Source organism: Micromonospora sp. NPDC126480 (assembly GCF_040302465.1).
Lineage (GTDB): Bacteria > Actinomycetota > Actinomycetes > Mycobacteriales > Micromonosporaceae > Micromonospora.
In genome coordinates, this window is record NZ_JBEORU010000005.1 from 235,837 (window position 1) to 253,772 (window position 17,936).

At 74.4% G+C, this 17,936-nt stretch carries 16 protein-coding genes; 10 read left to right on the forward strand and 6 right to left on the reverse strand.

The window, feature by feature from the left end:
- Positions 1-15: 15 nt before the first annotated feature.
- The 5 genes from ABTW87_RS07165 to ABTW87_RS07185 are packed head-to-tail and all read left to right on the forward strand — an operon-like array spanning position 16 to position 5,654.
- The gene (locus ABTW87_RS07165; RefSeq protein ID WP_350649467.1) at positions 16-1,329 is read left to right on the forward strand and encodes an aspartate aminotransferase family protein; all 1,314 of its coding nucleotides are present in this window, start codon (positions 16-18) and stop codon (positions 1,327-1,329) included.
- Positions 1,323-2,363: an NAD-dependent epimerase/dehydratase family protein gene (locus tag ABTW87_RS07170; RefSeq protein WP_350649375.1), complete on the forward strand. Its 1,041-nt coding sequence runs from the start codon at positions 1,323-1,325 to the stop codon at positions 2,361-2,363. Before ABTW87_RS07165 ends, ABTW87_RS07170 begins: the two co-directional genes overlap by 7 nt.
- Before the next feature lie 13 nt (positions 2,364-2,376).
- The gene (locus ABTW87_RS07175) at positions 2,377-3,318 is read left to right on the forward strand and encodes a UbiA prenyltransferase family protein (protein ID WP_350649377.1); all 942 of its coding nucleotides are present in this window, start codon (positions 2,377-2,379) and stop codon (positions 3,316-3,318) included.
- A 42-nt stretch (positions 3,319-3,360) separates the two neighbouring features.
- A complete protein-coding gene (locus ABTW87_RS07180) occupies positions 3,361-4,458 on the forward strand; it encodes a glycosyltransferase family 2 protein (RefSeq protein WP_350649378.1) in 1,098 nt (365 codons plus the stop codon).
- Positions 4,455-5,654 carry an endonuclease/exonuclease/phosphatase family protein gene (locus tag ABTW87_RS07185; protein ID WP_350649380.1) on the forward strand — a complete coding sequence of 400 codons (1,200 nt, stop codon included), beginning with the start codon at positions 4,455-4,457 and terminating at the stop codon, positions 5,652-5,654. The genes ABTW87_RS07180 and ABTW87_RS07185 overlap by 4 nt, the downstream gene beginning before the upstream one ends.
- Here the strand turns inward: ABTW87_RS07185 and ABTW87_RS07190 are convergent.
- Positions 5,585-8,608 (reverse strand): AfsR/SARP family transcriptional regulator, encoded by a 3,024-nt coding sequence (locus ABTW87_RS07190; protein ID WP_350649382.1) that lies wholly within the window; start codon positions 8,606-8,608, stop codon positions 5,585-5,587. The two genes, ABTW87_RS07185 and ABTW87_RS07190, sit on opposite strands and share 70 nt — an antisense overlap.
- A 288-nt stretch (positions 8,609-8,896) precedes the next feature.
- Here ABTW87_RS07190 and ABTW87_RS07195 point away from each other — a divergent pair, with 288 nt between their 5' ends.
- A complete protein-coding gene (locus ABTW87_RS07195) occupies positions 8,897-10,870 on the forward strand; it encodes a cellulase family glycosylhydrolase (RefSeq protein ID WP_350649384.1) in 1,974 nt (657 codons plus the stop codon).
- A gap of 56 nt (positions 10,871-10,926) precedes the next feature.
- Here ABTW87_RS07195 and ABTW87_RS07200 read toward each other — a convergent pair whose 3' ends face one another.
- The 4 genes from ABTW87_RS07200 to ABTW87_RS07215 form a co-directional block, all read right to left on the reverse strand.
- Positions 10,927-11,226 (reverse strand): BON domain-containing protein, encoded by a 300-nt coding sequence (locus ABTW87_RS07200; RefSeq protein ID WP_350649386.1) that lies wholly within the window; start codon positions 11,224-11,226, stop codon positions 10,927-10,929.
- A gap of 74 nt (positions 11,227-11,300) precedes the next feature.
- Entirely contained in the window at positions 11,301-11,849 is a 549-nt protein-coding gene (locus tag ABTW87_RS07205) for an STAS domain-containing protein (RefSeq protein ID WP_350649388.1), read from the reverse strand.
- The gene (locus tag ABTW87_RS07210) at positions 11,846-12,193 is read right to left on the reverse strand and encodes a hypothetical protein (protein ID WP_350649390.1); all 348 of its coding nucleotides are present in this window, start codon (positions 12,191-12,193) and stop codon (positions 11,846-11,848) included. Before ABTW87_RS07210 ends, ABTW87_RS07205 begins: the two co-directional genes overlap by 4 nt.
- Positions 12,194-12,204: 11 nt before the next feature.
- Complete coding sequence (locus ABTW87_RS07215) at positions 12,205-12,621, reverse strand: STAS domain-containing protein (RefSeq protein WP_350649392.1); 417 nt, start codon at positions 12,619-12,621, stop codon at positions 12,205-12,207.
- Positions 12,622-12,777: 156 nt separating this feature from the next.
- On the opposite strand from ABTW87_RS07215, the gene ABTW87_RS07220 reads away from it, so the two are divergent.
- The 3 genes from ABTW87_RS07220 to ABTW87_RS07230 are packed head-to-tail and all read left to right on the forward strand — an operon-like array spanning position 12,778 to position 15,361.
- Positions 12,778-13,452: a response regulator transcription factor gene (locus ABTW87_RS07220; RefSeq protein ID WP_350649393.1), complete on the forward strand. Its 675-nt coding sequence runs from the start codon at positions 12,778-12,780 to the stop codon at positions 13,450-13,452.
- Positions 13,452-14,804, forward strand: a complete 1,353-nt coding sequence (locus ABTW87_RS07225) for a sensor histidine kinase (RefSeq protein ID WP_350649469.1) — start codon at positions 13,452-13,454, stop codon at positions 14,802-14,804. The genes ABTW87_RS07220 and ABTW87_RS07225 overlap by 1 nt, the downstream gene beginning before the upstream one ends.
- Complete coding sequence (locus ABTW87_RS07230) at positions 14,801-15,361, forward strand: GerMN domain-containing protein (RefSeq protein ID WP_350649395.1); 561 nt, start codon at positions 14,801-14,803, stop codon at positions 15,359-15,361. Before ABTW87_RS07225 ends, ABTW87_RS07230 begins: the two co-directional genes overlap by 4 nt.
- A gap of 34 nt (positions 15,362-15,395) precedes the next feature.
- Here ABTW87_RS07230 and ABTW87_RS07235 read toward each other — a convergent pair whose 3' ends face one another.
- Positions 15,396-16,865, reverse strand: a complete 1,470-nt coding sequence (locus ABTW87_RS07235; RefSeq protein WP_350649397.1) for a coiled-coil domain-containing protein — start codon at positions 16,863-16,865, stop codon at positions 15,396-15,398.
- A 216-nt stretch (positions 16,866-17,081) separates the two neighbouring features.
- Between ABTW87_RS07235 and ABTW87_RS07240 the strand changes: the two genes are divergently transcribed.
- Positions 17,082-17,915: an ABC transporter ATP-binding protein gene (locus ABTW87_RS07240; RefSeq protein ID WP_350649399.1), complete on the forward strand. Its 834-nt coding sequence runs from the start codon at positions 17,082-17,084 to the stop codon at positions 17,913-17,915.
- The last annotated feature ends 21 nt before the right edge of the window (positions 17,916-17,936 follow it).

Below are 17,936 nucleotides of genomic sequence, written 5' to 3' on the forward strand. Positions count from 1 at the left end.
AGCCAGGTGAAGCTGATGACATCCTTCGGCTTCGGCCGGGAACTGGTCGCCCGGGCCGAGGGCGCCCACCTCACCCTGCGCGACGGACGCCGGATCCTCGACCTCACCGGCGGCGTCGGGGTGCTCGGCCACGGCCACAACCACCCGCGGATCCTGGCGGCCCGGGAGCGCTTCGCCCGGCAGCGGCGGATGGAGGTGCACAAGACCTACTTCTCGCCGTACCTGGCGGCGCTCAGCCACAACCTCGCCGCGGTGCTGCCCGGGGATCTGAACATGTCGTTCCTGCCGAACTCCGGCGCCGAGGCCGTCGAGGGCGCGGTGAAGCTCGCGTACAAGTACCACGGCGGGAAGCGGCGTACGGTGCTGCGCGCCGACATCGCCTTCCACGGCAAGCTCCTCGGCTCCGGCGGCCTGACCGGCGCGCCGCGCAGCTTCGCCTTCCCCACCATCCCCGGCATCGACACGTTCCGCTACGGCGACCTGGCGTCGGTCCGCGAGGCGGTGCTGCGCCACCGGGGCGACGTCTACGCCCTGCTGATCGAGCCGTTCAGCGCCTCCACCATTCAGGCCTGCTCCGAGGAGTTCCTGCGCGGGGTGCGTGACCTGTGCGACGCCGAGGACATCGTCCTGATCTTCGACGAGATCTACACCGGCTGGGGCAAGACCGGCAGCCTGTTCCACTTCATGCGCTACCCCGGCCTGCTGCCGGACGTGCTCACCACCTCCAAGTCCTTCGGTGGCGGCAAGTCGTCCATCTCTGCCTTCGTCGCCCGCGAGCCGGTGTTCCGCCGGGCCTACGACAACCTCACCGACGCCCTGCTGCAGAGCACGAGCACCACGTACTACGGCTTCGGCGAGGAGACCGCGACCGCGCTGGAGGCGGTCAACATCGTCCTCGACGACGACTACCCGGCCCGCGCCCGGGAGATCGGCCGGGTGCTCGGCGACGGCCTGGCCCGGCTGGCCGAGCGGCACCCCGACGCGGTGGCCCGGGTGGACGGCTGCGGCGCGCTGTGGGGCGTCTTCCTCGACGGCGGGCCGAAGGTGCTCGACCTCGTCGGGAAGCTGGCCCCGGTCGGGTTGGCCCGCGACCCGCGGTTCCGGTTCAAGCTGATCACCTGCGCCGTGGTGGACGCGCTCTACCGCGACCACGGCGTCTACACCTACTACACCCTCAACGGGGAGAACCCGCTGGTGCTGGCGCCGCCGCTGGTCACCGACCTCACCGACGTCGAGTACGCGGTGACCTGCCTGGACAAGACCCTCGAGGTGGGGCTCACCCGGCTGGTGGCCCGCTTCGTGAAGGAGAAGGTGAGCTCGCTGTGGTAGGACCGATCGTCGTCACCGGCGCCGGCGGGATGCTCGGCTCGCACCTGGTCCGGCGGCTGCTCGCCGACGGGCACCCCGTCCGGGGCGTCGACCTGCGCCCGGCGGACGCCCCGGCCGCCGGCCTGGACTGGATCGTCGCGGACGTCCGGGACGAGCGCGCGATGGGCGCCGCCCTGGCCGGCGCCGCCGCGGTGGTCAACTGTGCCTCGGCGCTGCCCAGCTACCCGGCCGAGCAGATCCGCTCGATCATCGTCGACGGCGCCCGGAGCGTCCTCGGCGCGGCCGCCGCCGCGCGGGTGCCCCGCCTGGTGCACATCTCCTCGACCGCGGTCTACGGGCTGCCGACCGTGGTACCCACCACGGAGGAGCATCCGCGGGAGCCGGTCGACGCGTACAGCGCGGCGAAGGCGGAGGCGGAGGAGGTCGCCGAGAAGTACCGGGCCGACGGGCACTGCGTGACGATCCTGCGGCCGAAGACCTTCCTCGGCCCGGGCCGGATGGGGCTGTTCGCCATGCTCTTCGAGTGGGCCGAGGAGGGCCGGAACTTCCCGGTGCTCGGGCGCGGCGACGTGCGGGTGCAGATGCTCGCGCTCGAGGACCTGGTGGACGCGGTGGTGGCCGTCCTGGGCGCGCCGCGGGCGGTCGCCGACGACACGTACAACCTGGCCGCCGCCGAGTTCGGCACCTGGCGGGAGGACTTCCAGGCGGTGCTGGACGCCGCCGGGCACGGCAAGCGGGTGGTCGGGCTGCCGGCCCGCCCGGCCCTGGCCGTGCTGGCCGGGCTGCAGCGGATCGGGCTCTCCCCGGTGTACGGCCGGCTGCTGCACAAGCTGATGGCCGACTCGTACGTGAGCATCGACAAGGCCCGGGACCGCCTGGGCTTCGCGCCGCGGCTGTCCAACCGGGACGCGATCCTGCGCACGTACCAGTGGTGGCGCGCCGAGCGCACGACGGCGGCCCCGGGCGCGACCGGCCGGACCAGCCGCGAGCCGTGGCGGCAGGGCGCGCTGGCCGTGGCGAAGATCTTCTTCTGAGGGCGGAGGCGAGATGTCACTCCTGGACACCCCCGCGCCGGTCGAGCCGGTCGCCCCGCCCCCGCCGGGTCGCGGCGTCCGGGCGGTCCCGCCGCTGCGGCACCTGATCGCCGTGCTCCGCCCGGGCCAGTGGCCGAAGAACCTGCTCGTCGTCCCGCTGCCGCTGCTGGACGCGCCGTCGTGGAACGCGGGCACGCTGGGCCGGGTGGCCGTCGCGGTGCTCGCCTTCACCGTCGCCGCCTCGCTTGTCTACGTCGTCAACGACATCACCGACCGGCACCGCGACCGGCTGCACCCGGCAAAGCGCCACCGGCCGATCGCGGCCGGGTCGGTGCCGGTGCCGGCGGCCGTGCTCTGCGCGGTCGCCCTCGCGGCGGCGCTGGCCGCCCTGGTCGCCACATCCTCGGCGCTGTCCTGGTGGCCGGTCCTGGGCTACCTGCTGCTCAACGCCGTCTACAGCGGCGGGCTCAAGCACGTGCCGCTGGTCGACGTCCTGGTCGTGGCGGCGGGCTTCGTGCTGCGGCTGGTCCAGGGCTACCTGGCCACCGGGCACCCGGTCGCCGGCTGGCTGATGGTCTGCGTGCTGTCGCTGTGCCTGGTGCTGATCCTCGGCAAGCGGCGGCACGAGGCGCAGGCGGCCGGCGCCGGGCACCGGCCGGCGCTGCGCAGCTACCCGGTGCAGTTCCTCGACCAGCTTGTGGTGCTGTCCGCGACGCTGACCGTGGTCACCTACCTGATGTACCTGCACGCCGAGGCGCGGTTCGGACCGGCCGCGCTGCTCACCGCCCCGTGCGCCCTGTTCGCCGTCTTCCGTTACCTGCAGGTCGTGCTCGTGGAGCGCGGCGGCGGCGACCCGGTCCGCGTCCTGCTGCGGGACCGGGCGACCGTCGCCAACGTCGCCGTCTGGGGCCTGCTCCTGGTCGGCGTGGCCGTGCTGGGTCGACTGCCCGCCTGAATGAAGTCCCGCCTACCGAGTCACCGAGAGGGAAGTTGCCCGATGACGTTCGTACCACTCGTGTCGGTGGTCGTCCCGATGTACAACGACAGCCGTACGATCGATCTCTGCCTGCGGTCGGTGGCCGCCCAGCGGTACCGGCCGGTCGAGGTGGTCGTCGTCGACGACGCCAGCACCGACGACAGCGCGGCGCGGGCCGCCCGGCACCCCTGCACCCTGGTCCGCGCGGCCCGTAACGGTGGCCCCGGCGCCGCCCGCAACCTGGGGGTGGCGCACGCCCGGGGCGAAGTGATCTTCTTCCTGGACGCCGACCTGACCCTGCATCCCGACGCGGTCGCCGAGGCGGTGGCGCTGCTCGCCGAGCCGGCCGGCTACGGCGCGGTCTTCGGCGTGCCGGACGCCGAGCCGCTGTTCCCGGAGACCCTCGTCGGCCAGTACCGCATCCTCCAGTACCACTACTGGCGCAGGAGCGCCGAGGGCCTGGTCAGCGGTGGGTTCTACGCCCTGGGGGCGGTCCGGCGCAGCGCCTTCGAGGAGGCCGGCTGGTTCAACCCGGCGCTGCGCCAGACCGAGGAGATCGACCATGCCGAGCGGTTGTCCCGCCGGCACCCGATGCTGCTCACGTCCCGCATCCGGGGGCGGCTCAGCGACGAGAGCCGGCTGCGTCCGCTGCTGCGCAAGGCGTTCGTGCGCAGCCGGCTGCGGGTGCCGTTCTACCTGGACCGGGGCCGGGCCATGCAGGGCATGGAGACCGGTGGGCGGGCGGTCGCGGCCCTGCTCGGCGCGGCCGCCGTCGCGGCCCTGCCACTGGCGGCCGTCCACCCCGCGGCGGCGGCGTTGCCGCTGGCCGCGCTGGCCGGCAGCGTCGCGGCCGACGCCGGGCAGTACCGGTTCGTCCGCCGGGAGCGCGGCTGGGCGTTCCTGGCCTTCTTCACGCTGGCGCACCTGGCGGTGCACACCGCGGTCACCGCCGGCCTGGCGGTCGGTCTGCTCCAGTGGGCGGCGAGCCCCCGGTTCCGCCGGCTGTACCGGGTGCCGGCGGGCCGGGCGGCGGGGCCGCCCGCGGCGGTCGCCGTGACCACGCCACCGGGCGGGCCGTCGCCGGTCCCGGCCGCGGCGGCGGGGGAGGCGGGCCGATGACGACGCTCGCGCCCATCCGGCCCGAGGAGCCGGCGGCCGCCGTCGTGGCGGCGGCGCCGCGACCCTGGTGGCGGCGCGGCGCCGCCCGGGCCCGGCAGGTGTACGGCGTCCTGGTGCTCGCCGGGGCCGCGCTCTGGCTCGCGTACGCGCTGCTGCGCCGCGCGGTCAGCGGACACTGGCACTGGTCGCTGCTGCTCGACGCGGTGCCGCCGGTCGCGCTGCTCGGGCTGCCCGGGCTCGTGCTGCTCGCGGCGGCGGGCGCCGCGGGCCGGGTCCGGCGGTGGGCGGCGCTGCTGGCCCTGGCCGGGGTGGCGCTCGGCGTCGACCAGAGCGGCCTGAACTGGCACGCCCTGCGTCCGGGGGACCGGCCGGTGCCGGCGGGGGCGCTGCACGTGGTGTCCTGGAACACCCAGTACTGGGACCAGTGGGACGACACCGAGGCGCTCTACGCGTACCTCAAGCGCCAGAACGCCGACGTCTACCTGCTGCAGGAGCACGTGATCTGGATCCCGGGCACCGGGGAGGCCGGCTACCACCCGCTGGCCGACGACGACCGGCTCCGCCGGGAGTTCCCGGATCACCACATCGCCCGCCGGGGGGAGCTGCTCACGCTGTCCCGGTATCCGATCGTGGCCCAGCCGCCGGTCGGGCCGGACGTGGCACTCGCCGCCGATCCGGGCACCCCGTTCAAGCGGGTTTTCGACCGGGCCAAGGTGCTGCGGACCGACCTGCGGGTGGGCGACCGGGTGCTCAGCGCGTACAACGTGCACATCACCGTGCAGACGGCGGTCGACCTCAGTTTCTTCTCCGACTTCGACTTCGACCGGTACTACCGGCGCAAGTTCGACTGGCGGCAGGAGGAGATCCGTGGCCTCGAGGCGGATGTGGCGGCCAACCCGCACCCGGCGCTGATCTCCGGTGACTTCAACTCCACCTCGGCGATGGGAAACATGGACCGGTTGCGGGACCTGACCGACGACGCCACCCGGGCCAGCCGCGACCTGCTCCCGCTGACCTGGAAGTTCGACAGCCCCACCGGCTTCGACTGGGACAGTGTGCTGGACCGGCCGCTGCCCTTCTGGCGGGTCGACTGGACCCTCACCCGGGGTCCGGTCGAGGTGCACCGTTACGACCTGCGCTCGGCCGAGCGGCTCTCCGACCACCGGCTCCAGGAGGTGTGGGTGTCGCTCCGGTGAACCGGCGCGCGGCCGCCGGGGGCGGTCGCGGCCTGCCGGGCGGTGGCGAGCGCGGCGAGGACCCGCGCCCGCCACCGCGTGGCGGAGATGGCCTCGAAGATGGTGGCGGCCTCGGCCAGCCGACCCACCGCGAGGTCGGTGCGTCCCCGGGCGACATCCAGGTCGGCCAGCGCGTGCAGCGCCTTCCCCTCGACGAACCGTTCGCCGACCTCCCGCGCGAGGTGCAGCGCCTCGGACAGTCGTGCCGACGCGGTGTCGTGCTGGTCCAGCCGGGCGGCGGCCCGGCCCAGGCCGAGCAGCGCGTACATCTCGCCGATGCGGTCGCCGACGTGCCGCACCGACCGCAGCACCGCCGCGTACGCCTCCACCGCGCGGGCGGCGTCGTCCTCGTGCAGTGCCACGTCCCCGAGCCGGTGCAGGACCTGCGCCTCGACCCGGTGCGCTCCGGCGCGGCGGCAGTGCGCGAGCGACTCGTCCAGCAGGGCCCGTGCCCGGTCGGGCTGCCCGGCCTCCAGGGCGAGGCTGGCGAGGTTCTGCAGGACGTGCGCCTGACCGACGAGGTCACCGGCCGCGCGCAACCCGTCGAGGGCCGCGGCGTACCGGCGGCGGGCCCGTTCGGGGCGGTCGGCGAGCCGGTCGACGTGCGCGAGGTTGCGCAGCACGAGCGCCAGCCCGTGTCCGTCAGCGCAGCGTTCGAAGCCGGCCCGGGCGGCCTCCAGCCGGTCGGCCGCGCAGTCCATTCGGCGCTGGAACAGCAGGAGGGTGCCGGCCGAGTAGTGCATGGCGGCCTCGCCCCGGGCGTCGCCGGCCGCCGTGGCGCAGGCCAGCGCCAGCCCGGCGGTCTCCTGCCAGAGGTCGAAGTGCGCGCGGGCCTCGAAGAGGGTCACCGCGCCGAGGGCCAGGTCCCAGCAGTACGCCGACCAGCCGAGCGCGGCGCTCTGCCGGACGGCCGCGACAAGCGTCATCCGCTCCGTGTCCAGCCAGTCGACGGGCCGGGCCAGCAGCCGGTCGACCTGCTCCGGCGGGAGCGGCCGGCGCTCGGCGGGACCGTGCAGGACGGTGAAGTCGCCGCCGTACTCGCGGCGGTGCGCCTCGTCGGTCAGGTGCAGCAGCATGCCGAGGAACCGCCGCCGGGCGGCGTCGACCTCGGCCGGGGCGTCGGCGACGGCGGAGCGCTGCCGGGCGAAGACCCGCACCAGCTCGGGCACCCGGTACCGGCTGGGCCCGCCGTCGTCCACGATGCCCTCCAGCAACTGCGCGTCCACCAGCCGCTCCAGCGACTCCTCGGCCGCGGCCGGGTCGGTGTCGGCCAGGGCCCCGCCCATCCACGCGGTCACCTCGGGCACGTCGAGCAGGACGAGCCGCAGCAGCATCTGCCGGTCCCGTTCCCGCAGGGCGTCGTAACTGAACGACAGGCTGGCCCGGATGCCCAGCTCGCCGTGCTCCAGCTCGTCGAGGCGCTGGGTCTCGTCAGCGAGCCGGTCCGCCAGCCGGGCGAGGCGCCAGTGCGGGCGGGCGGCCAACCGTGCCCCGGCGATGCGCAGCGCCAGGGCCAGGCCGCCGCAGAGTTCGGCGATCGTCAGCGCCGGGCCGGTCTCCTCCCGTACCCGTTCCGGGCCGGCGATGCGGCCGAGCAGTTCCACCGCGGACTCCCGGTCCAGCGCGCCGACCTCGACCCGGTCGGCGCCGGGCAGCCCGGGCAGCCGGGACCGGCTGGTGACCAGGACCCGGCAGCTGACGCTGCCCGGCAGCAGCGGCGGCACCTGGGACTCGTCGCCGACGTCGTCGAGCACCACCAGGACCCGCCGGTCGGCGAGGTGGCTGCGGAACAGCTCGGCGCGCTCCTCGACGCCGTCCGGTATCGCGTTCCCGCTCATCCCCAGCGCGCGCAGGAACCGTACGAGGATCTCGCCGGGAGCCGTGGGGGCGGGGCCGGAGCCGGCCAGGTGGGCGTAGAGCTGCCCGTCGGGGAAGGCGCCGCGGACGCGGTGTGCGACGTGCACGGCGGTGGCCGTCTTGCCGGTCCCCGGCGCGCCGGTCACGACCACCACGGGAGCGGCGGTGGTGGTGACCTCGGCGAGGCGGGCGACGAGCCGGCGGGTCTCGTCCCGCCGCCCGGTGAAGTCGGCGATGGCGGCCGGGAGCAGGCACGGCGCGGCCGGCCGCGGCGCGGCGCGGGCCGGCGCCGCCGGATTCGGGGAGCGGGCGGGCGGGTCCAGCTCGGGCGCGCCGACCAGGATCGCCTTCTCCAGCCGGCGCAGCTCGGCCCCCGGCTCGATGCCCAGCTCCTCGACCAGCAGGGTCCGCGCGTGCCGGTACGCCCGCAGCGCCTCGGCCTGCCGGCCCGCCCGGTAGAGCGCCAGCATCAGGTGGCCGTGCAGCCGTTCCCGCAGGGGGTGCTCCGCGACGAGGGCGGTCAGCTCGTCGATGAGGTCGTCGTGCCGGCCCAGGGCCAGTTCGACGCGGATCAGCTCCTCGGTGGCGGTGAGCCGGCGCTCGTCCAGCCGCCCGGCGGCGGCCGCCAGCACCCGGCTGGGCAGGGCGCCCAGCGCCGGCCCGCGCCAGAGCGCGAGGGCCCGCCGCAGTTCCACGGCCGCGTCCGCGTCGCGGCCGTTCTCGACAAGTACCCGCGCGTACGTCACCAGGTCGTCGAAGACGTCGGCGTCGAGGTGGCCGGTGCCGATCCGGACCAGGTACCCGGGCGGGCGGGTGGCGATGACGTCCGGTGCGCCCGCCCGGGACAGCGCCCGCCGGAGCGCGGAGACGCAGATCTGCACCTGACTGCGGGCGGTCGGCGGTGGCGCCTCGTCCCACACCGCGTCGACCAGGCGGTCGACCGGCACCACGCGGTTCGCCTCGGCCGCGAGCACGGCGAGGATCATCTGGTTCCGGCGGCCCCCGAGCGGCACGGCCGTGCCCTCGACGAGGACCTCGAGCGGTCCCAGGATCTGCACGTCCATTCGTCCTCGCGGGTCTCGTGGTGATTTCCGGCGGGCGGGCCCGCGGGGGCGGACAGTTAAGATTCTTACCGATACTGCCCGTCGCCGTTCAAGAGCACAGGGCAGTCACGGACAGTCTGGATCATGTGCAGGCGTCCATCAATATCGATGAACCGCGCTGTGGTGCGTCCTTCCCTTGCGGGTATCGAACCCTTAACCTTCGATGGAAGCGCTCCCACGGGTGCGGGCCGCCGGGCCGGGACGGTGGTCCGAGCCACATCCCCACCATCCGAAGGACAGCACATGCCTGTACGCCCACGTATGCGAGGAGTCGTCGTGGCGGCCTGCGCCGCCGTCGCACTGACGGCTCCGGCGGCGGTGGCGGCCGCCGCGCCCGACGCTCCCGCCCCAGCCGCCGCAGCCGCGCCCGCCACCGACTGGCTGCACACCGACGGCAACAAGATCGTCGACGAGGCCGGCAACCAGGTCTGGTTGACCGGCGTCAACTGGTTCGGCTTCAACGCCTCCGAACGGGTGTTCCACGGCCTGTGGTCGGCCAACCTGAAGACCGTCACCCGGCAGATGGCCGAGCGTGGCATCAACATCGTCCGGGTGCCGATCTCCACCCAGCTGCTGCTGGAGTGGAAGGCCGGCCAGACGGTGGTGCCGAACGTCAACACCTACGTCAACCCCGAGCTGACCGGAATGAACAACCTGCAGGTCTTCGACCACTGGTTGCAGCTCTGCGAGCAGTACGGCCTGAAGGTCATGCTCGACGTGCACAGCGCCGAGGCCGACAACTCCGGCCACGTCTACCCGGTCTGGTGGAAGGGCACCATCACGCCGGAGCTGTTCTACCAGGGCTGGGAGTGGGTCACCACCCGCTACCGCAACAACGACACGATCGTCGCGATGGACGTCAAGAACGAGCCGCACGGCACGCCGAACCAGCCGCCGCGCGCCAAGTGGGACGCCAGCACCGACCAGGACAACTTCAAGCACGCCTGCGAGACCGCCGGCCGGCGGATGCTCGCCATCAACCCGAACCTGCTGATCCTGTGCGAGGGGATCGAGGTCTACCCGCGTCCCGGCGAGACGTGGAACTCGCCGAACACCGACCCGGACCTGAGCCCCAACTACTTCTACAACTGGTGGGGCGGCAACCTGCGCGGCGTCGCCGACCACCCGGTCAACCTTGGCGCCCACCAGGACCAGCTGGTCTACTCGCCGCACGACTACGGGCCGCTCGTCTACGAGCAGCCCTGGTTCCAGAAGGACTTCGACAAGGAGTCCCTGATCAACGACGTGTGGCGGCCGAACTGGCTCTACATCCACGAGAACGGCACCGCGCCGCTGCTGGTGGGCGAGTGGGGCGGGCGTCTCGGCCAGGACGCCCGGCAGGACAAGTGGATGGGCGCGCTGCGCGACATGATGAAGGAGTACGGGATCCACCACACGTTCTGGTGCTTGAACCCGAACTCCGGCGACACCGGGGGCCTGCTGCGCGACGACTGGACCAGCTGGGACGAGACGAAGTACAACCAGATCCTCAAGCCGGCGCTCTGGCAGCACAACGGGAAGTTCGTCGGCCTCGACCACCAGGTCCGGCTCGGGGGCGCCGGCTCCACCACCGGCCTCAGCCTCGCCGAGCGTTACAGCGGCGGAGACGGCGGCGACACCGTCGCGCCGACCGCCCCGGGGCAGCCGGCCGCCAGCGACGTGACCGCCACGGCGGCCACCCTGACCTGGGCCGCCGCCACCGACAACGTGGGCGTCACCGGGTACGAGGTGCTGCGTGCGACCGGCAGTGGCCCGGCCACGGTCGTCGCCACCGTCGCCGGCACCACGTACCGGGCGACGGGTCTGACCGCTGAGAGCACGTACACCTTCACCGTCCGGGCGCGGGACGCCGCCGGCAACGTGTCACCACCCTCGGCCGGTCGGACCGTCACCACCCCGCCGGGCGACGGTGGGGGCGGCGGCTGCACGGCGACGTGGTCGGTGGCCAACTCGTGGCAGGGCGGTTACCAGGGACAGGTGACGGTGACGAACACCGGCACCAGCCCGACCACCTCCTGGCGGGTCACCTGGACCAACCCGAGCGGCTCGTCCGTCGCCTCGCTGTGGAACGGCCGGCTGACCACCTCGGGCGGTCGCAACACGGTGACCAACGAGCCGTACAACGGTGCCCTCGCCGCCGGCGCGAGCACCACGTTCGGGTTCACCGCCAGCGGCCCGAGCACCGCGCCGACGGACCTGGCCTGCTCGGCGTCCTGACCGCGCACCGCGGGCAGCGGCCGCCCGGCGACCCCGGTCGCCGGGCAGCCGCTGCGTCAGCGGTGGTGACGCCCGCGCTGTGCCACGCGCAGCGTGTTGCACACGTCGGTGACGCCCGGGATGTCCCATGCCAGCTCACCCGCGACCTGGCGGGCGTCGGAGTCGCTCACCGTGCCGGCGAGGATGACCACCCGGTTCTGCACGGTCACCGTGATCTGCTGGCGGCGCGTCGTCCAGTCGGTGCTGAGCCGCTGCGCGGTCATCGCGGCGAGCCGGGTGTCCTCGTCGTCCGGTGCGGGCGGCTCCCAGGCCGGGTGGAAGGGGTCGTTCTCGGGCAGGGGCCAGGGCATGACCATTCGGGTGTCCTCATCTCCGGAGGGGGCGGCGGGGGAACGCGGGTGGGCGCCGGCGACGGCGTGGTGGCCGCCCCTTACACGAGCACCTCGGGCTGGGCGGGCGCGTCGTGCCGGGCGGCGGCGACGACGGGGAACGCGGCGTCGAGGCGCATCGTGTGCAGCACGGTCAGCACGAACCGGGAGGGGGCGTACAGACACAGCTCCGCGCCGCGCTGGCGCGCCTCCTGGCGGGCGCGGACCAGCAGCCCGAGACCGGCGGAGTCGATGTGCTCGACGGCGGAGAGGTCGACGACAACGCGACCGTCCTGCTCCGTCGCCTGCGCCAGCGCGATGCGCAGCGGGTCGGCGTCGGGGTCGCCGCCGTGCGGGACGGGTTCGCCGACGTCGTCGAGGTCGTCGACGACGAGGGGGCTCGCGCCGGCCGTCCGGCCGGTGACGGGCAGGGGCGTGCACCGGGGGCACCGGTGCGGGCCGGTGGCGAACGGCGAACCGCTCCAGCCATGCTCGGACACGAGCGTCCAGACCACCTCGGCGTCGGGCAGCACGACGGCCGTGCTCACGGCCGTCTCGCCGCAACCGTCGCAGATCAGGGTCATCATGTTGTCGTCCGGCACGACGGTCATCGTGGGTTCCCTTCCTGGTCCGCCGGCACGGAGGTCGGGTCGGCCGCGGGCCGCCACCGGGTGCCGCCGCGCTCCGACGGGTGCGGCGCGCGGGCCGCCGTGGCCACCGCGAGCACGACGGCAGTGGCGGCGAAGCTGACCTGTACGACCAGCCGCAGCACGCTGGGCGCGGCGACGTCGACGCCGACGAGCCGGGCGGTGATGGTGCCGAGCAGGGCGGCGCCGAGGCCCACGGCCACGGTGAGCCACACCGGTGCGGCGGCGCGTCCGGGCAGGACGAGCCGCCCGAGCACGCCGACGACGACGCCGACGGCGAGGGCGTGGACGAGGGCGTTGCCGGTCAATCCGCCTCCTCTCAGGCCAGCGGCGGTGCCACGACGCGCGCACGGCCGTGGACGGCGGAGACGACGGCGGACATGGGGCGTCGGGGTGTCGACGTCGTCCCGGTCGTATCGCTTGTGACGATCGGCAGCACGCCGTCCACCCGCGCGGTCTGCAGGATGCTCCGGATCCGGGGACTCGGGTCCCGCAACGTGAGCACGGCCCGGCGTCGGGTCAGGCGCCGGTGCACGTCGAGCAGCAGGCCGATGGCGGCGGCGTCGATGTGCCGGCAGGCGGACAGGTCGACGACCACCTCGTCCGGTTCCAGCGCCAGGACGCGGTCGAACAGGAGCCCGACCTCCGACACGCCCGCCAGGTGCAGGTCGTCGGTGATGCCGATCTCCACCCGCCGCACCGGGCACTCGGGCGGCACGGGCTGTGCTCCGGTCATTCCTGCCCTCCCTCCCACCACGGTCGTCCCAGCACGCCTCTCACCTTCCAAGTGGGTCTTGTAGCGGCCGGTGCGGTTGTATGACAGTCACATGACAAATCCGTCGGCGAGACCCCGGAACTGGGCGGTGGCGGCGCCGCCGGGGATGATGCCGTTATGACGGCCGTACTGGTGATCGAGGATGACGACCGCATCCGGCTGGCACTGCTGCTCGCCCTGGAGGAGGAGGGGTACACCGCACGGGGCGCGGCCACCGCGGAGGAGGGGCTGCGGATGCAGCGGTCGGATCCGGCCGACTACGTCCTGTTCGATCTGATGTTGCCGGGTATCGACGGTTTCGAGGGAATCCGCCAGTTGCGCCGCGACGACGACGTCCCCATCGTGGTGGTCAGCGCCCGCGACGACACCCACGACATCGTCGCCGCGCTCGAGGCCGGGGCCGACGACTACGTGGTCAAGCCGGTCGCGATCAAGGAACTGTCCGCGCGGCTGCGGGCGCTGCGCCGCCGCGCCCGCAGCATCGCCGCCCCGGTGGCCGTACAGGTCATCGGCGACCTGGAGATCAGCCCGGACGCGGGGGAGGTGCGCCGCGGCGGACAGCCGGTGGCGCTGACCCGGACCGAGTTCCGGCTGCTCTGCGAGCTGGCCGAACACGCCGGCCGGGTGCTGTCCCGGCAGCAGCTGCTCCAGCGGGTCTGGGGATACGACAGCGGCGACGAACGCCTGGTCGACGTGCACGTCGGCCGGCTGCGGCAGAAGATCGAGGCGGAACCGGGCAACCCGCGGCACCTGGTCACGCTGCGCGGCCTCGGCTACAAGCTCCAGCGATGATCAGGCGGCTCGGGCTCCGCGCGCGGGTGACCGCCGGGTTCGCCGTCGGCGCGGCGCTGCTGGCGTCGTCGATGGCGCTGATCTCCTACGACCTGACCCGGCGCACCCTGCTCGACGAGCGGGAGCGCACCGCGGTGCGGGCGGCGTACTTCGACGCGGCGGTGGTCAGCACGGGGCTGGACACCGACCAGCCCGATGTGCGGGAGGTGCTGCGGTCGCTGGACACCGGCACCGCCCGCCGACCCCTGCTCTACCTCGACGGCCACTGGTACGCGCGGACCGCCGAGACCACGTCGACCCGCGTGCCGAACGCGCTGCAGCAACGCGTCCGCGCCGGTCAGCCGGCGGTGCAGCGGGTCCGGCTGGCCGGGCAGCCCACCCTGCTGGTCGGGGTGCCCCTGCCCGACGGCGCGAGCTACTACGAGCTGACCTCGCTGCGCGAGCTGGAGGAGACCTTCCAGGTCCTCGCGCTGGCGCTGACCGCGGTGGCGATCATGGTGGCCGGCGCCGGCGCGGCCTTCGGCTGGTACGCCACCCGGCACAGCCTGCGCCCGCTGACCGCCGTCGCGGACGCCGCCGAGCGGATCGCGGCCGGCGACTTCACCACCCGCCTGACCCCGGCCACGGACCCCGACCTGACCCGCCTGTCGACCTCCTTCAACGACATGGTCGACCAGTTGGCCCGGCGCATCGAACGGGACCGCCGCTTCGCCGCCGACGTGAGCCACGAGCTGCGTTCGCCGCTGCAGACGCTCTCCGCCGCGACCAGCGTCCTGGCCCGCCGGCGCGACCACCACGACGAGCGGACCGCCACCGCGGCGGGACTGGTGGCCGCCGAGATCGACCGCTTCCAGCAGTTGGTCAACGACCTCATCGAACTGGCCCGCACCGACCAGCCGGCCCAGCGCGAGTCGGTGGACGTGGGGTCCCTCGCCCGCGAGGTGTGCCGCGCCCACGGGCTGTCGGAGGACCTGGTCCGGGTCGAGCCCGGCACGCCGGCGGACTGGCGGGTGGACCGGCGGCGTATCGAGCAGGTGCTGGTCAACCTGCTGGAGAACGCCACCCGCTACGGCGGCGGACCCGTCGCGGTGCGCCTGTCGGCCGCCGGCGCCACCGCGATCGTCGAGGTGGACGACGAGGGGCCCGGCGTCCCGGTGGACGACCGCGAGATCATCTTCGACCGGTTCGTCCGCGGTCGCGCCGCCCATGCCCGCGCGGGTACCGACGGCACCGGCCTCGGGCTGGCCCTGGTCGCGCAGCACGCCACCGCACACGGCGGCCGGGCCACGGCCGGCGACCGGCCCGGTGGCGGGGCCCGCTTCCGGGTCGAGCTGCCCGGGAGCGTGGAGTGAACGGCCGCGCGGCGGTGGCCGCCCTGCTCGCCGTGCTGCTGGCCGGTTGCGGTGTCCCCACCGACGACGCGCCACGTGCGGTGGAGGTGCCGCCCGGCCCGTTCCCCACGCCGGGCACCGCCACCTCCGCCCCGTCCGGGCGGTTCGACGAGGTCCTCTGCTTCGTCCGGAACGACCGCCTCGTACCGGTGGTCCGCCGCCTCGACACCTCGCCGCCGGTGGACGAGCACCTGGAGCACCTGCTCGCCGGTCCGAGCCAGTCCGAGCGGGACGACGGCCTGACCAGCGCGCTGCCGGGCGCGGTCACCGTCGCGGGCGTGCGCCTCGCCGGTACGCGGGCCGAGGTGGATGTGCCCGAGGCCCGCGAGGAGACCGGCCGCAGCGACGAGGTGCTCGCCTTCGGCCAGATCGTGTGCACGCTCACCGCCCGCGCCGAGGTCGACTCGGTGTCGTTCCTGCGCGACGGCCAGCCCCTGGAGGTGCCCCGCGCCGACGGGTCGCTGTCGCAGGCGCCACTCACCGCCGCCGACTACGACGAGCTGACCCGCCCCGGCTGACCCGGCGACGCAGGGCCGGCCGGGTTGCCGGGGGTCAGCCGACGGCGGTAGCGGGCTCCTTCGGGTCGGGGGACTCGGCGGTCGAGGGGTCGGGGGTGGACGCCTGCTCGGTCGGCGCGGCGGGGCCGCCGTCGGAGAGCTCGGGTGCCCGGTGCGCGCCGGAGTGGGCGGACGCGTCGAGTTCCGTCACGTTCCCGGTGCCGGCGGGCGCGGGATCGGCCGAGGCACGCGGCGTCACCTGCGGGTACTCCGCCGTCTCGGCGCCACCGGTGGCGGCCGCCAGCACCGCCGCCGCGGCCAGGTCGGCCACCCGCTTCGCCTCGCGCTTGACCCGCGCGCGTACCTCCTTCGCGTGCTTCTCGGCGGAGTCCGCCGCGCGCCGTGCCTCCTCCAGCCGGTGCAGCTCGTCGGTCAGCTCCCGGCGGGTCGTGGCGAGCCGCTGGCGCAGCTTGAGCAGTTCCTGCTCGGTCGACTCGCCGTCCTGGCGCACCTGGGTGAGCTGCTGCTGGACGGTGTCCAGCTCGGACTGCAGCCGAGTGAGCGTCTCCCGCCGTTCCCGGATCTCCTGCTGCACCGTGGTGAGCTGCTGCTGGTGGGTGGTCGCCTGCTCGTCGGCGCGCTGCCGCACCTTCGTGGCGTACTCCTGGGCCTCGGCGATGAGCGCCGCGATCTCCTGCTCGGCGGCGGTGCGCTGGGCGGTCAGCTCCCGCTCGACCGTCGCGCGCTGCTCGGTCAGCTCCTGCTCGGCGGCGGTGCGCTTGTCGTTGAGTTCCCGCTCCACGGTGGACTGCCAGCGCCCCAGTTCCTCCTGCGTCCGGGTGCGGGCCGCCTGAACCTCCTGCTGGATCTGGGTCCGGGCGGAGGTCAGGAACGCCTCGGCCTCCGCCCGGGCCTGCTCGACCCGCTGGGTGCTCTGCTCCTCGATCCGGCTGGCCTCCTGCCGGGCCCGCTCGTGGGCGGCCTCGCCGGCCTCCCGTAGCTGCTCGGCGGCGGTGCGGATCTCAGCCAGCTCGGCCTGGGCGGCGTCGCGCCGCTCCTCGTCAACCTTCTCCTGCTCGGCGCGCCGGGCGGCCAGCTCCTCCTCGAACTCGCGCACCGTCCGCGTCGCGTGCTCCCGGGCGTCGGCGAGCGCCCGCTCCGCCTCCGCCTCCAGCTCGGCCGCGCGCTGGCCGGCGGCCTCACCGATCATCTCGGCCTGCCGCTCGGCGAGCGCCAGGATCTGCTCGACCATCGGGCCCAGGTCACGGAACGCGGCCCGGTCGACGCGCGCCGGCCGTTCGCGCAGCTCGGCGAGCTCCGCCTCCAGATGCTCGGCCCGGGCGGTGAGCGTGCCGACCCGGGCGTGCGCCTCGTCGCGCTCGGCCACCGCCCGTGCCAGCTCGCCGTCGAGCTCGTCGAGGTGCCGGTCGACCTGCCGCCGGTCGTAGCCGCGCAAGGCGAGGTCGAAGTTCGGCCGCGACACGTTCTCGTCGCGGTCCGCGAACGGCTCGTCGCCGTGGGACATGCTGCAGCCTCCGTACGATCGCGAGCGCCACGCCGGGGAGAACACGCCCCACGGGCGACGATGTGGCGCCACGCTACCGCCGCGGCGGTGCGGGTTGAAGCCCTGCCCCGCCCCCGGGAGCGCAGAGGTGGCGGAGTGGACGGCCGGCGTCGGACGTTCGGACCGTGCGGCCCCCCGCGTCTTGACACCCGATCAGGTAAGGCTAACCTAACCGTCATGTCGAGTGCAGTGCCGCCGAGTGCCGCCGGTCCGCCCCTTCGCGGGGTGGGACTCAGCCTGGGTTACCACGGCGCGACCGTCGTGCACGGGGCGTCGATCGCGCTGCGGGCGGGCACCGTGACGGCCCTCGTCGGGCCCAACGGCAGCGGCAAGTCCACCCTGCTGCGGGCCCTGGCCCGGCTGCACCCGGTCGGCGACGGCCAGGTGCTGCTCGCCGACGGCGGCGACGCCGCCGGCCTGCCCGCCCGGGAGTTCGCCCGCCGCGTCACCCTGCTCGCCCAGAGCCGGCCGGTGCCCAGCGGCGTCACCGTCCGCGACGTGGTGGGCTACGGGCGCCACCCCTACCGGGGCCGCTGGCGGGCCGACGACCCGGAGGGCCCCGCCGCGATCGCCCGGGCCATGGCCGTCACCGGCGTCGCCGCGATGGCCGACCGGCCGGTGGACGAACTCTCCGGCGGCGAACTGCAGCGGGTGTGGCTCGCCACCTGCCTGGCCCAGGACACCCCGGTGCTGCTGCTCGACGAACCCACCACGTTCCTCGACCTGCGGTACCAGGTGGAGATCCTCGACCTGGTCCGGGACCTCGCCGACGAGCACGGTGTCGCGGTCGGCGTGGTCCTGCACGACCTCAACCAGGCCGCCGCCGTGGCCGACGAGGTGGTCCTGCTGCACGCCGGGCGGGTCCGCGCCACCGGCGCCCCCCGCGACGTGCTCACCGAGGAGGCGCTCACCGCCGCGTACGGCATCCGGGTCGAGGTCGTCCCGGACCCGGTGACCGGCCTCCTCTCCACCCGACCGGTCGGCCGGCACACCAGCCGGGTGCCCGGCTGAATCCGTCACTACCCGAGAAAG